Origin of the sequence: Microbispora sp. CA-135349 (genome assembly GCF_050947365.1) — a bacterium.
Classification (GTDB): Bacteria; Actinomycetota; Actinomycetes; order Streptosporangiales; family Streptosporangiaceae; genus Microbispora.
In genome coordinates this window covers 4300656-4318652 of the sequence record NZ_CP192001.1, presented here as the reverse complement: position 1 = coordinate 4318652, position 17997 = coordinate 4300656, and the positions used below count along the sequence as shown (strand labels likewise).

At 72.4% G+C, this 17997-nt stretch carries 13 protein-coding genes; 4 read left to right on the top strand and 9 right to left on the bottom strand.

Annotated elements, in window-relative coordinates:
- Positions 1–123 precede the first annotated feature (123 nt).
- From ACQPZZ_RS20205 to ACQPZZ_RS20175, 7 genes are all read right to left on the bottom strand, one after another.
- Positions 124–1104: an aldo/keto reductase gene (locus tag ACQPZZ_RS20205; RefSeq protein ID WP_432934239.1), complete on the bottom strand. Its 981-nt coding sequence runs from the start codon at positions 1102–1104 to the stop codon at positions 124–126.
- Complete coding sequence (locus tag ACQPZZ_RS20200; RefSeq protein ID WP_363638077.1) at positions 1101–1478, bottom strand: MerR family transcriptional regulator; 378 nt, start codon at positions 1476–1478, stop codon at positions 1101–1103. Before ACQPZZ_RS20200 ends, ACQPZZ_RS20205 begins: the two co-directional genes overlap by 4 nt.
- A 46-nt stretch (positions 1479–1524) precedes the next feature.
- The gene (locus ACQPZZ_RS20195; protein WP_432934236.1) at positions 1525–3585 is read right to left on the bottom strand and encodes a cellulose binding domain-containing protein; all 2061 of its coding nucleotides are present in this window, start codon (positions 3583–3585) and stop codon (positions 1525–1527) included.
- Positions 3586–3811: 226 nt separating this feature from the next.
- Positions 3812–4831, bottom strand: a complete 1020-nt coding sequence (locus ACQPZZ_RS20190; RefSeq protein ID WP_432934234.1) for a hypothetical protein — start codon at positions 4829–4831, stop codon at positions 3812–3814.
- Positions 4831–5475: a hemerythrin domain-containing protein gene (locus ACQPZZ_RS20185; protein ID WP_432934232.1), complete on the bottom strand. Its 645-nt coding sequence runs from the start codon at positions 5473–5475 to the stop codon at positions 4831–4833. The genes ACQPZZ_RS20190 and ACQPZZ_RS20185 overlap by 1 nt, the downstream gene beginning before the upstream one ends.
- Positions 5476–5529: 54 nt before the next feature.
- Positions 5530–8847: a BTAD domain-containing putative transcriptional regulator gene (locus ACQPZZ_RS20180; RefSeq protein WP_432934230.1), complete on the bottom strand. Its 3318-nt coding sequence runs from the start codon at positions 8845–8847 to the stop codon at positions 5530–5532.
- A gap of 359 nt (positions 8848–9206) precedes the next feature.
- Positions 9207–9446, bottom strand: a complete 240-nt coding sequence (locus ACQPZZ_RS20175) for an alpha/beta fold hydrolase (protein WP_432934228.1) — start codon at positions 9444–9446, stop codon at positions 9207–9209.
- A 263-nt stretch (positions 9447–9709) separates the two neighbouring features.
- Between ACQPZZ_RS20175 and ACQPZZ_RS20170 the strand changes: the two genes are divergently transcribed.
- Positions 9710–11125 (top strand): xylulokinase, encoded by a 1416-nt coding sequence (locus tag ACQPZZ_RS20170; RefSeq protein ID WP_432934226.1) that lies wholly within the window; start codon positions 9710–9712, stop codon positions 11123–11125.
- 203 nt (positions 11126–11328) lie between these two features.
- Here the strand turns inward: ACQPZZ_RS20170 and ACQPZZ_RS20165 are convergent, their stop codons facing one another.
- Together ACQPZZ_RS20165 and ACQPZZ_RS20160 are read right to left on the bottom strand one after the other, a co-directional pair.
- Positions 11329–11784 (bottom strand): hypothetical protein, encoded by a 456-nt coding sequence (locus ACQPZZ_RS20165; RefSeq protein ID WP_432934224.1) that lies wholly within the window; start codon positions 11782–11784, stop codon positions 11329–11331.
- 152 nt (positions 11785–11936) lie between these two features.
- Positions 11937–12500 carry a MarR family winged helix-turn-helix transcriptional regulator gene (locus ACQPZZ_RS20160; RefSeq protein ID WP_432934222.1) on the bottom strand — a complete coding sequence of 188 codons (564 nt, stop codon included), beginning with the start codon at positions 12498–12500 and terminating at the stop codon, positions 11937–11939.
- A 104-nt stretch (positions 12501–12604) separates the two neighbouring features.
- Here ACQPZZ_RS20160 and ACQPZZ_RS20155 point away from each other — a divergent pair, with 104 nt between their 5' ends.
- From ACQPZZ_RS20155 to ACQPZZ_RS20145, 3 genes are all read left to right on the top strand, one after another.
- Positions 12605–15862 carry an efflux RND transporter permease subunit gene (locus ACQPZZ_RS20155; protein ID WP_432934220.1) on the top strand — a complete coding sequence of 1086 codons (3258 nt, stop codon included), beginning with the start codon at positions 12605–12607 and terminating at the stop codon, positions 15860–15862.
- 81 nt (positions 15863–15943) lie between these two features.
- Entirely contained in the window at positions 15944–16573 is a 630-nt protein-coding gene (locus tag ACQPZZ_RS20150) for an ArsR/SmtB family transcription factor (RefSeq protein WP_432934218.1), read from the top strand.
- On the top strand, positions 16570–17850 hold the full coding sequence (locus ACQPZZ_RS20145; protein ID WP_432934216.1) for an MFS transporter: 1281 nt from the start codon (positions 16570–16572) through the stop codon (positions 17848–17850). The genes ACQPZZ_RS20150 and ACQPZZ_RS20145 overlap by 4 nt, the downstream gene beginning before the upstream one ends.
- Positions 17851–17997: the final 147 nt, after the last annotated feature.

The window sequence follows — 17997 nt, the reverse complement described above, 5'->3', positions numbered from 1 at the left end:
TTCCTTATCCGATCTACAACGTAAAGGCGCCGGGTCAATGGAAAATCAAGATCAACTCCCGAAAACCCTTCGCCGCAGCGCGGAAACCGGGCACGATCTTCGTGCCCGGTTTCCTATGGCCGCTCAGTGGTTGACGGTGCTCATCCCGGCCGGGTTGTACCGGTCGCCGGCGACCTGACCGGCGAGGGAGTCGAGCGCGTCGAGCTGGTCCGCGTCGAACTCGATCTCCAGAGCCGCGACGTTCTCCTCCAGCCGGGCGACCCGCTTGGTGCCGGGGATGGGCACGACGTCGTCCCCGCCCCGGGTCAGCACCCAGGCGAGGGCCACCTGGGCCGGGGTCGCGCCGAGCGCGGCGGCGATCTCGCCGACCTTGGTCACCAGGGCCTGGTTGGCGTCGAAGTTGCCGCCCTGCCAGCGGGGGTTGTGGTGGCGGAAGTCGTCGGCGGACAGCTCCCCGGTGCTCGTGATCGCACCGGTGAGGAGGCCACGGCCGAGGGGGCTGTAGGCCACCAGGCCGATGCCGAGCTCCCGCAGCGTGGGCAGCAGCTCGTTTTCTATGTCGCGGGTGAACAGGGAGTACTCGTACTGCCCCGCGGTGACGGGGTGCACGGCGTGCGCGCGGCGGACGGTGGCGGGCGCGGCCTCGGAGATGCCGAGGTGGCGGACCTTGCCCGCCTCGACCAGCTCCTTCATCGCACCCCAGGTCTCCTCGACGGGGACGCCGGGGTCGACGCGGTGCTGGTAGTACAGGTCGATGTGGTCGACCCCCAGCCGTTCGAGCGAGGCGTCGCACGAGCGGCGCACGTAGTCGGGCCGGCCGTTGACGCCCACCCGGGTGCCGTCGGGCAGGCGCTCGATGCCGAACTTGGTCGCCAGCACCACCTGGTCGCGCCGGTCGGCGACGGCCTTGCCGACGAGCCTCTCGTTGGTGAACGGACCGTACGCGTCGGAGGTGTCGAGAAGGGTGATCCCCAGGTCGAGCGCGCGGTGGAGGGTCCGGATCGACTCGGTCTCGTCGCCCGGACCGTAGAAGTCGCTCATTCCCATGCAGCCCAGGCCGAGCGCCGACGTGCGAAGGCCCTGGCCGAGCGTGTGCTGCTTCATTCTTCTCCCCTGATTCTGCGGCGGTAGAGGTCGATCTTGTAGTCGACCGTCTCGAGATCGCTGCGGAGCTGCTCGATCTTGGCGATGACCTCGGCCCGGTGGGCTTCGAGCAGCTCCTTGCGAGCCGCGTAGGTGCCCTGGCCCCGGCGGGCGAGTTCGGCGTACCGGCGCATGGCGGCGATGGACATGCCGCTCGCCCGAAGGCGGGTGAGCAACGCGATCCAGTCGGCGTCCCGCTCGGTGTAGCGCCGGTGGCCGTTGTCGCCTCGCGGCGGAGGCTCCAGCATGAGGCCGGCGCGTTCGTAGTAGCGCAGCGTATGGGCGGTGAGGCCGGTACGCTGCGCTACCTGCGCGATGGTCATCCCCTCGTCCATGGGGACCAGTCTGGGAGTTGGAGCGCGCTCTAAGTCAAGCTGAAGATCATTGCGCGGTGCAGAGGGCGCCGTTGAGGGTGAAGGCCGTCGGCAGCACATTGGGGCCGCTGTAGGCCCCGACGAATCCGATGGAGGTGCTCGCGCCGGGTGCGAGCTTGCCGTTGTCGGTGGTGCTGGTGACGGTGACCGAGGTCCCGCTCTGCGTCCAGTTGGCGCTCCATCCGCTGCTGACGCTCTGCCACGCCGTCGGCCAGGTGAAGTGGAGCGTCCATCCGTCGACGGCGGCGGTGCCGGTGTTGGTGATGTCCACGGTGGCGACGAACCCGCTGCCCCAGTCGCTGGTGTCCTTCAGGCGTACCGCGCAGGAGCTCTTGTCCGGTGTGCCGGTGGTGAAGGTGAGCGGCGCGGAGGCCCAGGAGACGCGGCCGGCGGTGTCGCGGGCGATGACGTTCACCGTGTAACGGGTGCCGGGGACGAGATTGCGGACCGTGAAGGAGGTGCCGGGGGTCTCGCCGAGCTGTTCGGTGACGGCGCCTTTCTGACGGTGGATCTCGTATTTGGCGACGGGACTCGCGCCGGGTGCGGCGGCGGGCCAGGAGATGGTGGCGGTCTTGTCGGTGACGTCGCTCGCGGTGGGCTGCCCGGGGGCCGCGGGGGCGCCCGTGGCGGCGGTGGCCGGGTGCAGCACCAGCGTGGTCAGCGAGTACGGCGGAAGGGTCCGGGTGGTGGCGGTGCCGTCGTGGGCGGTGCTGACCGAGGTGGCGCCGTTGGTGAGGGTCTGCACGGTCGGCGCTTCGTCGGCGGGGGTGAACCCGGCATAGCCGATTTTCACCGTGCGTTCGCCGTCGGGGTCGCGGTTGATCAGCAGGACGGCGAGGTCGCCGTTGGGGCGCCGTGCCGCGTGCGCGGCGACCAGCGGCTCGTCGGTGGCCGCGCGGACGAACCGGTCGCCGGGGTGGGCAAAGGCGCTGATCATGGAGAGCGCGTGGTAGGGGGCGAAGGGCGTGTTCAGCGGGGGCTCGCAGGTGTCGCCCGAGCAGGTGCCGCTGGACAGCATGCCGAAGTCACCGTAGTCGGTCTGGCCGGCGACGGTGCTGATGGTGCCGGCGCCGTTGTGGACGTTCCACCAGTCGACGGTGAACACGCCCTGTTCCATGAGGCCGGCGTAGGCGTCGGCGGCGAACAGCGCGCCGGGCTGTGTGTTCGGCGCGATCCCGCTGTTGATCTCGGTCACGGCGATGCCGATGTCGCCGGCGCGGGCGCCCGCGTGCTTGGCGATCTGCTCGCGGACCAGGTAGATCATGTCGGGGATGTGGGCGGTCTTGGTGAGGACGTCGGCCACGTCGTTGTGCGGGGGATACCAGTGCAGGATGACGAAGTCGATCTTCGAGGCGGCGATCGACAGGACGGTGTCGTTCCAGGTGTTCTGGTCGCCGTCGGCGACGATGGCGTCGGGCCAGTTGGCGGGGGTGGTGAGCACCGCGCCGATCTTGATGGCCGGGTCGACGGCCTTCATCGCGTCGGCGTACCGCACGAGGTTCCCGGCGTACTCGGCCGGGCTCTTGTCGGCGTGGTCGTCGGCCTCCCAGTCGGCGCCGTAGTGGCCGTTGCCGTAGTTCTCGTTGCCGATCTCCCAGTACTTCACGCCGTACTTCTTGGTGACGTTGGCGTACTCGACCCAGTCGGCGGCCTCCTGGGCGCTGCCGGTGCCGTAGTTGGCGATGATGATCGGCTGCGCGCCGGTGCGCCTGGCTCCGCTGATGAAGGTGTCGAAGTCGGTGCCGGGGGCGACGTAGCCGCCGGGGGCGGTGTGGGTCTTCCAGTGGTAGATGTCGGCGTACGACCCGCCCGGATAGCGGAGCATCTTCACGCCGGCGGCCTTGAGGAGGTCGGCCGTCTCGTTCGTGCCGAGGTTGCTGTCCCAGATCGCGTGGTTGGCGCCCACGGCGGTGTCGGACGCGGCGGCCAGCCCCGCGCGGGCGTTGACGGTGACGTTGACGGGCGTGGTGTTGGCGGTCGCGGCGGGTACGCCGGTGAGTATCTGGGCGGCCACCGCTAACCCCGTGACGAGTGCGATGGCCGGTCTGGCGATGCGCAGGGTGCTCATTACGTCCCTTTTTCTGGAGGATCTTGCCCGTGTGATCGTGAGTAGGACGTGTGGAGCGGTCAAGCGTGCAGCTGCCGGTAGGGCCGTGAGCTGCGGCATATTTAGGCGGGACGTGCAACTTTCACCGTCAGACACGACCTGGCGGCGGGTGGGTCCGTCGAGAGCCGTTCACGGCCTCGCCGTATCCGCCGCAGGCCGTCGCGCTCCGGCGGATACACGGACGAAGTCAGGCGCCGGGGCGGCGGACGCGGGGGACGGGCTGGCCGCGGCGGGCGGCCTCGGCCTGCAGGCGCTTCCTGAGCATCCTGCCCTGGCCGAGGAACGAGCGGTTGCGCTCGCGGCGGTTGCGGGGCAGGCTCCAGTCGTTCAGAGCCCGGTCGACTCGCACGCTCAGCCGGTCGCCCTCCCCGGTCGCGGTCCCGACGAGCACCACGTTCTCCTGCCACTCCATGGCCGGGCCGTGCCGGTGGAAGGTCAGGCACACCGGCCCCTCGGCCGCCCGGACGCCGGCGGGCAGCCGCAGGTCGAAGCCGGCCCCGGTACGTACGGCCGAGCGGGTGCGCACCGCCAGCGGCATGCCCTCGCCGGCCCCTCCTGTGACCCCGGTGGCGACCATGGTGACGACGGGTTCGCCCAGACGGGCCGCGCGGTCGGCGAAGGGCCGCCAGTCCGGCGGCGGGGCCGACCGGCTCGGCAGCCGGGGGCCCGTGGGGGCGGGGTCGGAGGCGGGGACCGCGACGTCCCCCGGACCCGTCCAGATCTCGGGCGCCCTGGACAGGTCGCCCTCGGGCCACCAGACGATCCTCTCGGGGGTGACCTCCACCCAGACGCGGGCGAAATACCACCCCAGCCGCTTCACCAGAAACCACGGCATCGCGGCGAACCCGGCGCCGGTCTTGGCGAGCGACTCCCGGACGTACCGGTCGGTGTTGGCCTGCAGATCCGCGTCGCGTACGGTCGCCCGGCCCTGCACGAGGACGACGGGCGCCGGGGGATGGGCCCGGTCCGGTCCGGTGCCCTCGGAGTAGAGCAGCGCGACGCGCGGGTCGCGCCGGGCGCGCTCGGCCTTGTCGGGGTAGGTGAGCCCGGTGCTCACGTCGAGCGTGCCGCCCGCGCCGACGTACGGGGTGACGGGCCAGGTGACGGGCCGGCCGTCGCGGGTGAGCGAGGCGTATGCGCAGACCATGGCGCGGTCGAAGATCTCGGCCGCCTCGCGCGGCCACGTGGTCGATACGGATGCGGTCATCACGACTCCAGGAGAGCGTTTGCGGGGGCGGTGGTGCCGTACAGGCGGGTGAAGCGCCGCCGGTAGGCCGGCCACCAGAACAGGCGGAACATGAGCCGGGCCACGACGGGCAGGTCGGCGTACGACGCCGCGAGCAGGCCGGCGTCGGCGCTCGAGGCGAGCCAGCCGAAGATGACGGGGACCCGGCGGCGGCCGAAGTCGTCCATCGCCCGGCGCTTGTCGGCCTCGACGTCGTCGAGGGTGAGGTGGCGGAGCATGAGAGGCACGACGGCCCGCTCCTCGTGGTCGAGGTGCTCGTTGACCACCTCGTGCAGCCGCCGCAGGGTGGGCGCGCGCCCGGGCAGGGGCACCCCGCGATCGGAGGCGGCCGCGATGAGCGGGTCGAGCACGGCGTGCTCGGACTCCAGCTCGGCCAGCACGTCCGCCGCCTGCGGGGCGCGGCCGGCGAGGGTGGGCCACAGAACGGCGTCCTCGTGGGCGTGGTGGGCGTGCAGCATGTCCAGCACGAGGGCGAGCTGCTCCTCCAGCAGTTCCTCGTGCGTGTCGTCACGCGGGTTCGCGCACGCCTCGGCCAGGCGGCCGAACTCTGCGCGGAAACCGGCGTGCATCATCAGGAAGCCGGTCAGGTGTTCCTCTGTGATCATCGATCTGTTTCCTCACGTGGCGAACGTGTCGGAAACAGCGTGCGCGACCCGCCCCTACGTGCACTTGTCGAGTGCTTGCCGGGTCCTTGCCAGCCAGTAGCCCGCCCCCGCCTGCTCCAGCAGGCGCACCGCCTTCCGCAGGTGGGCACGGGCCCCCTCGCGGTCCCCGAGCGCCAGCAGCGCCTCGCCCATGTGGCCGTCGTACGCGCCGTCGATCGTGGTGCACGTGCCGCTCACGTGCAGCAGCCCGGCGAAGGGACGGAACGCGTCGTAGACCTCCCGCACGATGTCCGTCTCGCCGAGCCGGATCGCCGCGTGCAGCCGGCACATCGCGGCCATCGCCCAGTGGTAGTCGCGCGGAGGCAGCGGGGTCTCCCGCAGGAGCCGCCGGGCGCGCTCGTGCTCGCCCCGGTCAGCCAGCGCGTACGCCAGGACGTAGGCGAGCCCGGCCATGCCCGTCCGCCGGAACACCTCCTCGACCCATTCCGCCTCCTCGCCGAAGCGGTCCTCCTGGATGAGCGTCTCGGCCCGCACGGCGAGCATGCCCACCTCGAAGTACGCGAGGTCGGAGAAGGACAGCGTCGCCCTGACGGGCTCGTAGTGGCGCGCCGGGTCCGGCACGCCCTGGAACAGGTCGAGACCCACGTGTGCGATCGCCGCCTGCAGCGCCAGCGCGGGGTTGTGTAAGTCGCGTAGCAGCGCGTCGGTCTCCGCCAGCAGCGCGCGGGCCTGCGGCACCCTGCCGTGCTCGACGTGATCGACGACGAGGTGAAGCTGTGCGATCGCCCTGAGCTGCGACGACAGGTCCGGCTCGGCCAGCAGGCGCCGCGCGGTCTCGGCGCGCTGCTCGATGAAGTCCTGTCCCTGCATGGCGAGCAGCCGCAGGTGGAGCACGCGCCGCAGCAGGGCGGGGTCGCCCAGGCGCTCGGCCGCCGCCACGGCCTGCGACGCGACCGCGTCGACCTCGTCCTCGCGGCCGGTCTGGGCGAGCACGACGGCCCGGACGGCCTGTGCCGTCGCCCAGGTCGGTGTGGACGGCGGCAGCTCTCGCACGGCCCGGTCCGTCGCCTCCCGCAGGGCGGCCACGTCGAGGCCGTACCGGAAGGGCACCCAGACGCCGTGTCCCATGGCGATGTCGGCGGCTTCGACGGCCTTGTCCAGGTCGGCGCCCGCCATCGCGAGCGCCTGCTCGACCGCCTCGTAGCCCTCGTCGAAACGCCCGGCGGCGTAGCGGCTCTCGGCCAGCCCGACGGCGAGCTCGAACCGCTCGGCCGGGCCGGCCCCGGCCGGCTCGGCCGCCGCCAGCGCCTCCTGCCATGAGGTGGCCGCGTCGTCGGGCGCGTGCCGCCGCAGGGCCGCCCGCGCGGCGCGGGCGCAGTAGTCCATCGCCATGCGGGCGGGCTCCGCTCCCAGCTCCGCCGCCGCCAGCCAGTGCCGCGCGATCACCGCCGCGCGGTCGTCCCGGTCCCCGTGGACGCGGGTGAGGACGCCCGCGACCCGCTCGTGCACGTGCGCCCGCCACAGCCGCGACCGGCGCGACAGCAGCGCGTCGGTCACCAGGGCGTGCGCGAACTCGTAGACGCCCAGCCGGTACGACGACTCCCGGATCAGTCCCGCGGCGAGGGCCGCGTCGAGCGGCGGCAGCAGGTCGCCGACCGTGCCGCCGGCGACCTGGGCGAGGACGCCCGCCTCGAACTCGTCGCCCATCACGGCGGCGAGTTCCAGCACGCGGGCCGCCTCCTGCCCCAGGCCCGCCACCCGGTGCAGCACGACGTCGAGCACGCCCTGCGGCAGTTCCTCGCCGGCCCGGGCCAGCTCCGCGAGGAAGAAGGGGTTCCCGGCGGTGCGCCCGCGCAGTTCCTCGGCCTTGCGGCTGCCGGGGTCGCGGCCGGACACCTCCCGGACGAGCGCGCGGACCTCCTCGGCGGCGAGCCCGTCGAGCCCGAGCCTGCGTGCGCCGAGCCGTGACAGCGCCGACAGCGTGCCGGTGAGCGCCGACGCCTCGTGCCGCCGGAAGGTCGCCACCAGCAGCAGGCCCGGCCGGGCGGTGGACGCCACGTGGACCAGCAGTCGCAGCGTCGCGTCGTCGGCCGCGTGGATGTCCTCCAGCACGACGGTCACCGGGCCGACGCCGCCGAGGAACGTGCCGACGGCCTCGAAGAACCGCAGCCGCGCCCCCTGCGCGTCGGACGCCGGGATCGCCTCCAGCCCGCCCGACAGGAACGTGCCCACCTCGTCGGGCAGGTCGGCCTGCGGGGCCGCGGCGGCGAGGTCGCGCAGGATCCGTTCCCAGGGCCACAGGGCGGGCGCGGTCTCGTGGTCCGGACTCGCCCCCCAGCCGACCGGCACGTCGGCGGTCGTGATGAACCGCTTCAGCAGGCTCGTCTTGCCGACGCCCGGCTCGCCGTCCACCAGCACGACCTGCCCGGCGGCGGACGACGCCTGCGCCGCCTCGTCCAGGAACTCCAGCGCACTTTCGCGGCCGACGAAGACCGGTTCGTCCGCCGCGGGCTCGGGAACCGCGCGTGCCGTCGTCTGTTCCGGTGTCCGCGTCAGTGTCCGCTGTGGGGGCCGCTGTGGGGATGACGGCGCGGCGGGGCGCTCCGGCGGGAGCAGAGTCGTGTCCTGGCGCAGCACCGCGCCTTCGAGCTCCCGCAGCCGCGGCCCGGGGTCGATGCCCAGTTCCCCGGCGAGCACGTCCCGCACCCTGCGCAGGCATTCGAGGGCCGCCGCCTGCCGGCCCGCCCGGTAGTGGGCCAGGACCAGCAGTTCCCAGGCACGCTCGCGCAGGGGGTGTTCGCGGACGAACGGGTCCAGCCGCGCGACGACATCCGTGTGGCGGCCCAGCTCCAGCAGGGCCGCGGCCAGCCCCTCCACTGTGTCCAGCCGCATCTGTTCCAGACGGCCGATCTCCGGCTGCGCCCACTCCTCGGACCGCACGTCGGCATAGGGGGTGCCCCGCCACAGGCCGAGCGCCTGGGCGAGGGCGGCCGCCGCCTCCTGGTGCCGTCCCTCGTGCAGTTGGGCGGACCCGGTCGTCACGAGCGTCTCGAAGTCTCTGGTGTCGAGGGCGAGCCCGCCGGTCATCAGGCCGTATCCGTCGGCGGCGCTGACCAGGACGGTCGGGGTCGTGCCGGGCCGCCGGCCGGGTTCCAGCCGGCGGCGCAGGTTGGAGACGTACACCTGCAGGTTTCCCTGGGCGCCGGCCGGCGGGTTGCCGGACCACAGCCGGTCGGCCAGGAGGTCGGCGGGGAGCACGCGGTCGGCGTGCATCGTGAGGAGGGCGAGGAGGGCTCGCTGCTTCGGTGGTCCGGCCAGTACGACCTGCCCGGCCACGACGAGTTCCATGGGCCCGAGGACGTTCAGCCGCACGGGCCAATAGTAGGGAGGTGTTTTTCGACCGGTCCAGTTGTCACATTTAGGGATCGTGCGAGCCGTGGCGCCGGTGGTCGCCGTACCCCGGAACGCGATGCGGGTGAGGAGTTTCGGTCGGCGCGGCTCAGTCCGGGAGCGGCCGCGGTGTGGCCGCCGCTGCTGCGTCGGGCAGCCTGAGCCCGGCCGCGGCGAGCGCGGGGTCGGTGAGGGCGGCGGTGTGGTAGGCGGTCCAGGCCAGAGAGTCCAGGCGGCTCTGTTGGTTGGAGGGAAGGATCGAGCCGAGGACGGCGGCGAACAGACCTCGCGTGGACGGCCCGCCCGGGGCGGCGGCCCGCTGCCGGACCCGGCGGTCTGTCCTACGGCGTTGCGATCCCGGGCCGTGCCTGCCCGGGAAAGGTAAGGATCCGCTCGACGACCAGGTCGGGAGCTTCGACGGGCAGCGCGTGTCCGGTGCCGGGCACGATCTCCACGCGCCAGGACGGCGCGATGCGGGCCAGCCGCGCGGCCACCGCCGCCGCGTCGAGCAGCGCGCTGCGGGCACCGAGCAGCACCTGCACGGGTACGGGCAGCTCGCGAACCTGTTCGATGGCGTCCACCGGCACCGGCCACAGTTCGCCGAGCAGGCGGTCAACGGGTGCAACCGGCAGGGGTGCGTGATCTTGACAACACATCGAGCGCCGCTGAAATAATTCAGCCACTCAACCGAATAGCCCTGGCGTTGCAGATCTTCGACCCCAGGCATGGTCGGCGCCGAGGGCGCGGGTTCATCCGCTCAACCGGCTCGCCGTCAATCACGTGGTGTGCGCCCCCGCCGACCAACCACGCCACAAGACCCGCACCCGACAAGCCCGGAGAACCAGTGCCCCTCGTCGCCGGAGTCGACTCGTCGACCCAGTCGTGCAAAGTCGTCATCCGCGACGCCGAGACCGGGAAGCTGGTGCGCGAAGGCCGCGCACCACATCCCGTCGGCACCGCCGTGCCGCCGGCCGCGTGGGAGGCCGCACTGTCCGACGCGGTCGCACAGGCCGGCGGACTGGACGACGTGGCGGCCGCCTCGATCGCCGGGCAGATGCAGGGCATGGTGTGCCTGGACTCCGACGGCGCGGTGATCCGAGACGCCGTGCTGTGGAACGACACCCGCTCGGCCGGCGCCGCCGCCGACCTGATCTCGGATCACGGCGGCGGCGAGGCGGGACAGCGAGCATGGGCGGAGGCGGTCGGCCTGGTGCCGGTGGCCAGCTTTACCGTGACCAAGCTGCGCTGGCTGGCCTCGGCGGAGCCGGACAACGCCGCCCGTACGGCCGCGGTGTGTCTGCCGCACGACTGGTTGACCTGGCGACTGTCCGGCGCGCCGGGGCTCGATGCGCTGCGCACCGACCGCAGCGAGGCCAGCGGGACCGGCTACTGGTCGGCGGCGGCCGGTGAGTACCGCCTGGACCTGCTCCGGTTGGCGTTCGGTCGCGACGATGTGCTGCTGCCGGAGGTGCTCGGGCCGACCGGTCAGGCCGGGCACCTGCCCACGGGTGCGCCGCTGGGCCCCGGCGCCGGCGACTGCGCCGCTGCGGCGCTGGGTGTCGGCGCCGAGCCGGGCGACGTGATCCTGTCGATCGGCACCTCCGGCATCGTGTCCACCGTTTCCGACGTGCCGGCCGCGGACCCGAGCGGGATCGTGGCCGGGTTCGCCGACGCGACCGGCCGGTTCCTGCCTGTGGTGTGCACGCTCAACGCGGCCCGGGTGCTGGACGCGGCCGCGATCATGCTGGGGGTGGACCACGCGGGGCTGTCGGCGCTGGCGCTGTCCGCCCCGCCGGGCGCCGACGGGCTGGTCCTGGTGCCCTACCTGGAGGGCGAGCGCACACCGAACCGCCCGCACGCCACCGGAGCCGTGCACGGCCTGACCCTGCGGACCTCGACCCCCGCGCACCTGGCCCGCGCGGCGGTGGAGGGCATGCTGTGCGCACTCGCCGACGGGCTGGACGCGATGATCGCGCAGGGCGCGACGGTCAACCGGGTCATCCTGGTCGGCGGCGGCGCCCGCTCGGAGGCGGTGCGCCGCATCGCACCTGCAGTCTTCGGCCGTCCTGTGCTCGTCCCACCGCTGGGGGAGTACGTCGCAGACGGCGCCGCCCGTCAGGCGGCCTGGGTGTTGTCGGGCGGGCAGCGGCCGCCGTCGTGGACGGTCGGGCAGGTTGAGACGCACGAGGCGGACGGCGTGCCGGCGATCCGCGAACGGTACGCCGTGGCCCGCGAGAACGTCCTGGACCGCACCGCCTGACGGCGGCAGAGTTGGTCAGCGGGCCGGTTACATCGTTCACCCCGACGAGGAGGAGCCCGACCGGGTGATCGACACTTCCGGCTGTGCAAGGGGTTGGATCTCGTCGTCGTCCCCGGCGGCGGCCGGGTCGCGCAGGTCGCGGTTGGCGCCGTGATCACCGGTCCGGCGTGCGTGAGGTGTTCGCGGCCCGGCCTGGCGGGGCGTCAGGATTTGCGGCGGATCGGCATGTTCTGTCCGAGCAGGCAGTTGTCCGGCTGCGACGCACAGAAAGCGGACTGCACCTCGAACGCGCCGTGGTCGGTGATGGCCTGCTGTGCCTGCCCCTGCACGAAGGTGGGGCTGATGACGCCGTTCAGGCTCTGGTTGAACCGGCCTTCGCCGGAGCGGTCCTGGCCGCCGCCCGCGCGGCCTCCTCTGATCACCTGGCCGCCGCCGGCGCGGCCTCCTCTGCCCGCCCGCGCTCCGTCTCCGCCCGGTCCGGGGTTGCGGAGGGCGGTGAGTCCCGTGCGCGGCTGATGCGGGGCGACGCGGGCGATCGCGGGCTGCGCGGCGGCGATCCCCGCTGTGATCAGGAGCGCGGCCGCGGCCAGCCGCCGGCTCGTGAGGGCCGTCGCGGGGACGGTGGTGTCGCGCGGGTCGCGCGCGCGGGAGCGGGACATTGCGTGCCTTCCTGGTCCTGACCCGGCGGTTCGCTGCCGGTCGCGTCCGGTGCCGCCGGGACGTGAGCCTCATACCCCTCGGTGAGGGGCCCCGGCCGGAGCTGGTCAAGATCGGCGCAGGTCATTACCGGTCCATTGGAATGATCGCCGGGTCAGGAGGGTTCGGCGTCCTCGGCGTGCATCTCGCGCATGGCGTCCTCGATTTTGCGCATCACCGTCTCCATGGTGCGCAGGGTCTCGGTGTCGAGCCGTCGCAGGAGGCGGGTGTAGCCGCCCGTCCCGGCTTCGATGATCTCGCTGGTGAGCCGCCGCCCCGCCTCGGTGAGCTCGACGCGGCGTACGCGGCGGTCGTGGGGGTCCTCGTGACGGGCGGCCAGGCCCTGGGCGACCACGCGGTCGACGATGCCGGTGACGGTGGCCAGGCCGACGCCGAGGTGGCGGGCGAGTTCCTGCCCGGAGGTGGACCCGGCGAACGACAGGAACATGACGACCTTGAGCTGCTGCATCGTGAGGGTGGAGGCCAGCAGCGGCATGGAGCGGTCCCGGGCGAAGAATCGGCCCATGCTGCGTTGCAGCTCCGTGAGGCGCGCGATGAGGCATCCACGCTCGGAGCCCTCCCCGTTTTCTCCGGGGGGTGCGGGTTCGTCCTGCGTGCGGGGGGCGGCCGCCGCGTCGATGCCGGTGGGCCGCTCGGCCGGGCTGTCGTTCACTGTCACCTCTCGGAAGGAGAGGTTACCAGTCGTTAATGCAACAGCTGAATGTTCGTCCAATGCGAAGTGTTAGGGTTGGGCAAACACTTTCCTTACTGTCAGGAGCTCGGATGACCTCCTTGGCCAGGCTGAGCCTTGGCAATCGCACTCTCGTGATCATGATCGCGCTGGTGCTCGCGGGTTTCGGCTTGTTCGCGATTCCCTCGCTGAAGCAACAGCTTTTCCCGTCGCTGGAGTTCCCGGCGGCGTTCACGGTGGCGAGTTACGCGGGTGCCGCTCCGGAGATCGTGGAGGAGCAGGTCACCAAGCCGATCGAGAGCGCGTTCCAGGGTATCGCCGGTGTCACCGACATCACCTCCACCTCCCGGGAGGGGATGTCCCAGGTGCAGGTGGCCTATGAGTACGGCACCGACATCGACCAGATGATCGGGAAGATGCAGCAGGCCGTGAGCCGGATCAAGGCGCAGCTTCCGGCCGACGTCGATCCGCAGGTGGTCGCGGGCGGCACCGACGACATCCCGGTGATGGCGATCGCGGTGGGCGACGGCGGCGACCAGCACGCCATGCTCGACAAGATCGAGAAGATCATGGTGCCGGAGCTGCAGTCGGTCGAGGGCGTGCGCGACGTCAGCGTCAGCGGCGCCCGCGAGGAGCGGGTCGTCATCACTCCCGACCAGGAGAGGCTGGCTCGGCTGGGGCTGTCGACCGCAGCCATTCCCGACCTGCTTCGGGCCAACGGGGTGTCCATCCCGGCCGGCACCCTGACCGAGGACGGCAAGTCGCTGACCGTGCAGATCGGCGACCCGGTGCGTACGGTGAAGGACCTCGAGAACCTCTACCTGACCCCGGCGGCCGCGCCCGCGGCGGGCCAGGGCGCCGCCGCCGGGCAGCGCGGCGGCGCGGGCCAGGCCGCAGGACAGGGTCCCGGACAGGCGGCAGGACAGGCGGCAGGACAGGGCGCGGCGGCGCAGCCGCCCCGGCCGAAGCCGGTCAAGCTCGGCGACGTGACCGACATCAAGGTCGAGGACGCCGCCGCGACCACGCTGACCCGCACCAACGGCACCCCGACCCTGGGCGTGTCGATCACGATGGTGCCCGACGGCAACGCGGTGCAGATCTCCCACGACGTCAACGACGCCCTGCCGGAGCTGACGCGGGCCCTCGGCGGCGACGCCGAGCTGACCGTGGTGTTCGACCAGGCGCCGTACGTCGAGCGGTCGATCGAGGACCTCACCACCGAGGGCCTGCTGGGCCTGGCGTTCGCCGTGCTCGTGATCCTGGTGTTCCTGCTGTCGGTGCGGTCCACCCTGGTCACGGCGGTGTCGATTCCGCTGTCGGTGGTGATCGCGCTGATCGCGCTGTGGATCGGCGACTACTCGCTGAACCTGCTCACGCTGGGCGCGCTGACGATCGCCGTGGGCCGGGTGGTCGACGACTCGATCGTGGTGCTGGAGAACATCAAGCGTCATCTGGCCTACGGGGAGGAGAAGCGGAGGGCGATCCTGACGGCCGTGCGCGAGGTGTCCGGCGCGGTGACCGCCTCGACGCTCACCACCGTCGCGGTGTTCCTGCCGATCGCCTTCGTCGGCGGGATGGTGGGGCAGCTGTTCAGCCCGTTCGCGATCACGGTGACCGTGGCGCTGCTGGCGTCGCTGCTGGTCGCGCTGACCGTCATCCCGGTGCTGGCGTACTGGTTCCTGAAGGCGCCGGCGCTCACGCCGCAGGAGGCGCAGGCCGTACGCGAGGACGCCGAGCGCAGGGAGCTGCGCAGCCCGCTGCAGCGGATCTACCTGCCGGTGCTGCGGTTCGCGACGCGGCGGCGCCTGATCACGGTGCTGATCGGGGTAGTGGTGTTCGTCGCCACAATGGCGCTGGCGCCCAACCTGAAGACGAACTTCCTCGACAACTCGGGCAACGACACCACGCAGATCAGCCAGCGAATGGCGGCGGGGACCGACCTGGCGACCACCGACGCGGCGGCCAAGAAGGTCGAAGAGGTGCTCGCGGCCGACGGGGGCGTGAAGTCCTACCAGGTGACGGTCGGCGGCGGGAACCGCTTCCTCGGCGGGCTGGGCGGCGCCTCCGATCACGCGTCGTTCTCGGTGACGCTGAAGGAGGGCGTGGAGACGACCGCCCTGGAGGACCGGCTGCGGGAGCGGCTGAAGGGCCTGACAGGGGTCGGCGACATCACGGTCGGCGGCAGCGGCGGCGGGTTCAACTCCGACCAGGTGCAGGTCATCGTGCAGGGCTCGGACCAGGCCGCGCTGAAGACGGCCGCCACCACGGTGCGCGATGCCATGGCCAAGGTGGACGGGCTGCGGGACGTCACCTCCAACCTCGAAGACAGCGTCCCGCGGGTCGAGGTGCACGTGGACCGGGAGAAGGCCGCCGCCAGGGGACTGACCGAGGCCGGGATCGGGCAGCTGGTCGCGCAGGCGTTCCGCGGGGCACCGGTCGGCTCGATCGACGTCGACGGCCGCTCCAGCGACGTGATCCTGCGCGCCGGAGGCGACGTGCCCGCCGACGTCGCGGCGATCAGGAAGCTCGCCATCCCCACGGCGACCGGCATGGTGAAGCTCGGCGACGTCGCCGACGTGGTGAAGGCCGGTGGGCCGACCCAGATCACCCGTCAGGACGGCGACCGCACCGCGACGGTGTCGGGCACCGCCGACGCCTCCAACCTCGGCGCGATCACCACGAAGGTCACCGACACGCTGAAGACGCTGACGCTGCCGGCGGGGGTGACGTACAAGATCGGCGGTGCGAGTTCCGAACAGCAGGACGCGTTCGCCGACCTGGGACTGGCCATGCTGCTGGCGGTGGCGATCGTCTTCATGATCATGGTGGCGACGTTCCGCAGCCTGGTGCAGCCGCTGATCCTGCTGGTGTCGATCCCGTTCGCGGCGACCGGCGCGATCGGGCTGCTGCTGGTCACCGATACGGCGCTCGGCGTACCCGCGCTGATCGGCATGCTGATGCTCATCGGCATCGTCGTCACCAACGCGATCGTGCTGATCGACCTGATCAACCAGTACCGCGAGCAGGGGATGGGCGTGGTGGAGGCGGTCGTGGAGGGCGGCCGGCGGCGCCTTCGCCCGATCCTGATGACCGCGATCGCGACGATCTGCGCGCTCACCCCGATGGCGCTGGGCGTGACCGGTTCCGGGGGGTTCATCTCCCAGCCGCTGGCCATCGTCGTGATCGGCGGCCTGATCTCCTCGACGCTGCTCACGCTGGTGCTGGTGCCGACGCTCTACACGATCGTGGAGCGGCTGAAGGAGCGCATGCGCCGTACGCCGAAGCCGCCCGCCTCGGGCGAGGGCGACCTGACCGTGTACGGCGAGGAGGCCCTCGAACCGGCCAAGTGAGCCCGGCCGCGTGAGGTAACCGCAAACAGTTCTTCGCGAACACTTCTTCGCGAAGAACTGTTTGCGGTTTATGGTGGGGTCATGACCGATCACGACGAGACGCCGTACTCTCCGGCCGCGGAGGACGTGGTCGTCCTCGACGCCAAGGGCCTTCGCGCCCTCGCCCACCCGGTGCGCGTGCAGGTGGTCGGCCTGCTGCGCAAGCACGGCCCGTCGACGGCCACCCGGCTCGCCGAGCTGCTGAACATCAACTCCGGCGCGGCCAGCTACCACCTGCGCCGGCTCGCCGCCGCGGGCTTCGTCCAGGAGGACACCGCGCGTGGGAACGCGCGGGAGCGCTGGTGGCGCGCGGTCCACCGGTCCACCTACCTCGACGACCTGGACCTGGCCGAGCGGGAGCCCGAGGCGACGGTGGCCTACCTGCAGTCCGTCGCCGCCACCTACACCATGCGCACCCAGCGGGCGATCAACGAGCTCCAGACGATGCCGCGCGAGTGGCGCGCCGCGTGCGACATGAGCGACTGGGCGCTGCGGCTGACCCCGCAGGAGGCCACCGCCCTGCGGGAGGAGCTGTGGGCGGTCGTCACCCGCCACCGCCGCGACGTGCCGGAGGCGGCCGGTGCCCCCGAGGACGCGGAACGGGTGTCGGTGATCGTGCAGATCCTGCCCGAACTGGACGCGCCCGCCCCCCGGGAAGACGACGCGCGATGACGGGTGCCTCCTCCCGCACGCGGAGGCTGCGGCCGCTGGGCGGGCTGCTCGCCGCCATGGCGGTCGCGTTGACCGGCACCCGGGTGTCGGCCATCGCGCTGCCGTGGTTCGTGCTGGTCACGACCGGCAGCGCCACCCAGACCGGGCTGGTGGCCTTCTGCGAGATGACTCCGTACGTGGTGGTCAAGGCGCTGACCGGGCCGCTGGTGGACCGGGCGGGTCCGCGGGTCGTCTCCTGGAGCACCGACGCGGTCAGCGCGGCCGCGGCCGGCGCGGTTCCCCTGCTGCACGCCCTGGACCTGCTGACCTTCCCGGTGCTGCTGGCCCTGGTCGCGGTGATCGGCGCCGTACGCGGCCCCGGCGACCTGGCCAAGGAGGTGATGGTCCCGGACGCGGCCGAGCGTGCCGGTGTGCCGCTGGAGCGGGCCACCGGCCTGTCGGGCGTGACCGAGCGGCTGGCCTCGACCGTCGGGCCGGCGGCCGGCGGCCTCCTGGTGGCGGTGCTGGGCCCGCTGACCGGCCTGGTCGTCAACGCCGTGTGCTTCGCCCTCGGGTCGCTGATCATCGCCCTGGCCCTGCCGCGCGGCATGGGACGCCCGGCGGACGAGGCCCCGGCCGATTCCGGCTACTGGCGGCGCTTCGGCGAGGGCTTCGCCTTCCTGCGCGGCGAGCCGCTGCTGCTCACCATCATCGTCATGGTCGGGGTCACCAACCTGCTGGACGCGGCGTTCAGCACCGTCCTGCTGCCCGTGTGGGCCGAGCGGTCCGGCAACGGGCCTGCCGCGATCGGCCTGAGCAACGGCGTGTGGGGCGCCACGGCGGTCGCGGGAAGCCTGGTCGCCGCGGCCGTCGCGCACCGGATGCCGCGCCGGGTGGTGTTCTTCGCGGGATTCCTGCTCGCCGGGGCGCCGAGGTTCCTGGTGCTGGCGACCGGCGCGCCGATGTGGGCGGTGCTGGCGGTGTTCGCGGCGAGCGGGGCCGGTGGGGGATTCCTCAATCCGATCCTGGGGGCCATCGCCTTCGAACGGGTGCCGCGCGGCCTGCGCGGGCGGGTCAACGCGCTGGGCGATGCGATGGCGTGGGCCGGCATTCCTCTCGGCGGCCTGGCCGCCGGGGCCGCGGTGGCCGGGTTCGGGCTCGGGCCGGCGCTGGTGGCCGGCGGCGCGGCGTACTTCCTGACCACCAATCTGGCCGCGCTGCTGCCGCAGTGGCGTGAGATGGACCGTCTGCGCGGCCGGGGCGCCCGGGAGTCCCGGGCGGCCGAGCCTGTCGCGTGAGGCTCTCGCGGCGATCTCGGGCTTGTGTCGTGCTTCCGAGGTCCCGCACAGCGACGTCGCGGCCGGCGACACGGGCCCGAGACGACACCGGAGTTTCCGCACCGCGACCCTGGGCACGCGGCATTCCTGATCGGATCTGGATCGGAT

Coding starts and splice junctions, on each gene's coding strand:
- ACQPZZ_RS20145 (WP_432934216.1), top strand. CDS start 16,570: ATGACGGGTGCCTCCTCCCGCACGCGGAGGCTGCGGCCGCTGGGCGGG.
- ACQPZZ_RS20165 (WP_432934224.1), bottom strand. CDS start 11,784: ATGTCCCGCTCCCGCGCGCGCGACCCGCGCGACACCACCGTCCCCGCG.
- ACQPZZ_RS20190 (WP_432934234.1), bottom strand. CDS start 4,831: ATGACCGCATCCGTATCGACCACGTGGCCGCGCGAGGCGGCCGAGATC.
- ACQPZZ_RS20155 (WP_432934220.1), top strand. CDS start 12,605: ATGACCTCCTTGGCCAGGCTGAGCCTTGGCAATCGCACTCTCGTGATC.
- ACQPZZ_RS20185 (WP_432934232.1), bottom strand. CDS start 5,475: ATGATCACAGAGGAACACCTGACCGGCTTCCTGATGATGCACGCCGGT.
- ACQPZZ_RS20195 (WP_432934236.1), bottom strand. CDS start 3,585: ATGAGCACCCTGCGCATCGCCAGACCGGCCATCGCACTCGTCACGGGG.
- ACQPZZ_RS20205 (WP_432934239.1), bottom strand. CDS start 1,104: ATGAAGCAGCACACGCTCGGCCAGGGCCTTCGCACGTCGGCGCTCGGC.
- ACQPZZ_RS20200 (WP_363638077.1), bottom strand. CDS start 1,478: ATGGACGAGGGGATGACCATCGCGCAGGTAGCGCAGCGTACCGGCCTC.
- ACQPZZ_RS20150 (WP_432934218.1), top strand. CDS start 15,944: ATGACCGATCACGACGAGACGCCGTACTCTCCGGCCGCGGAGGACGTG.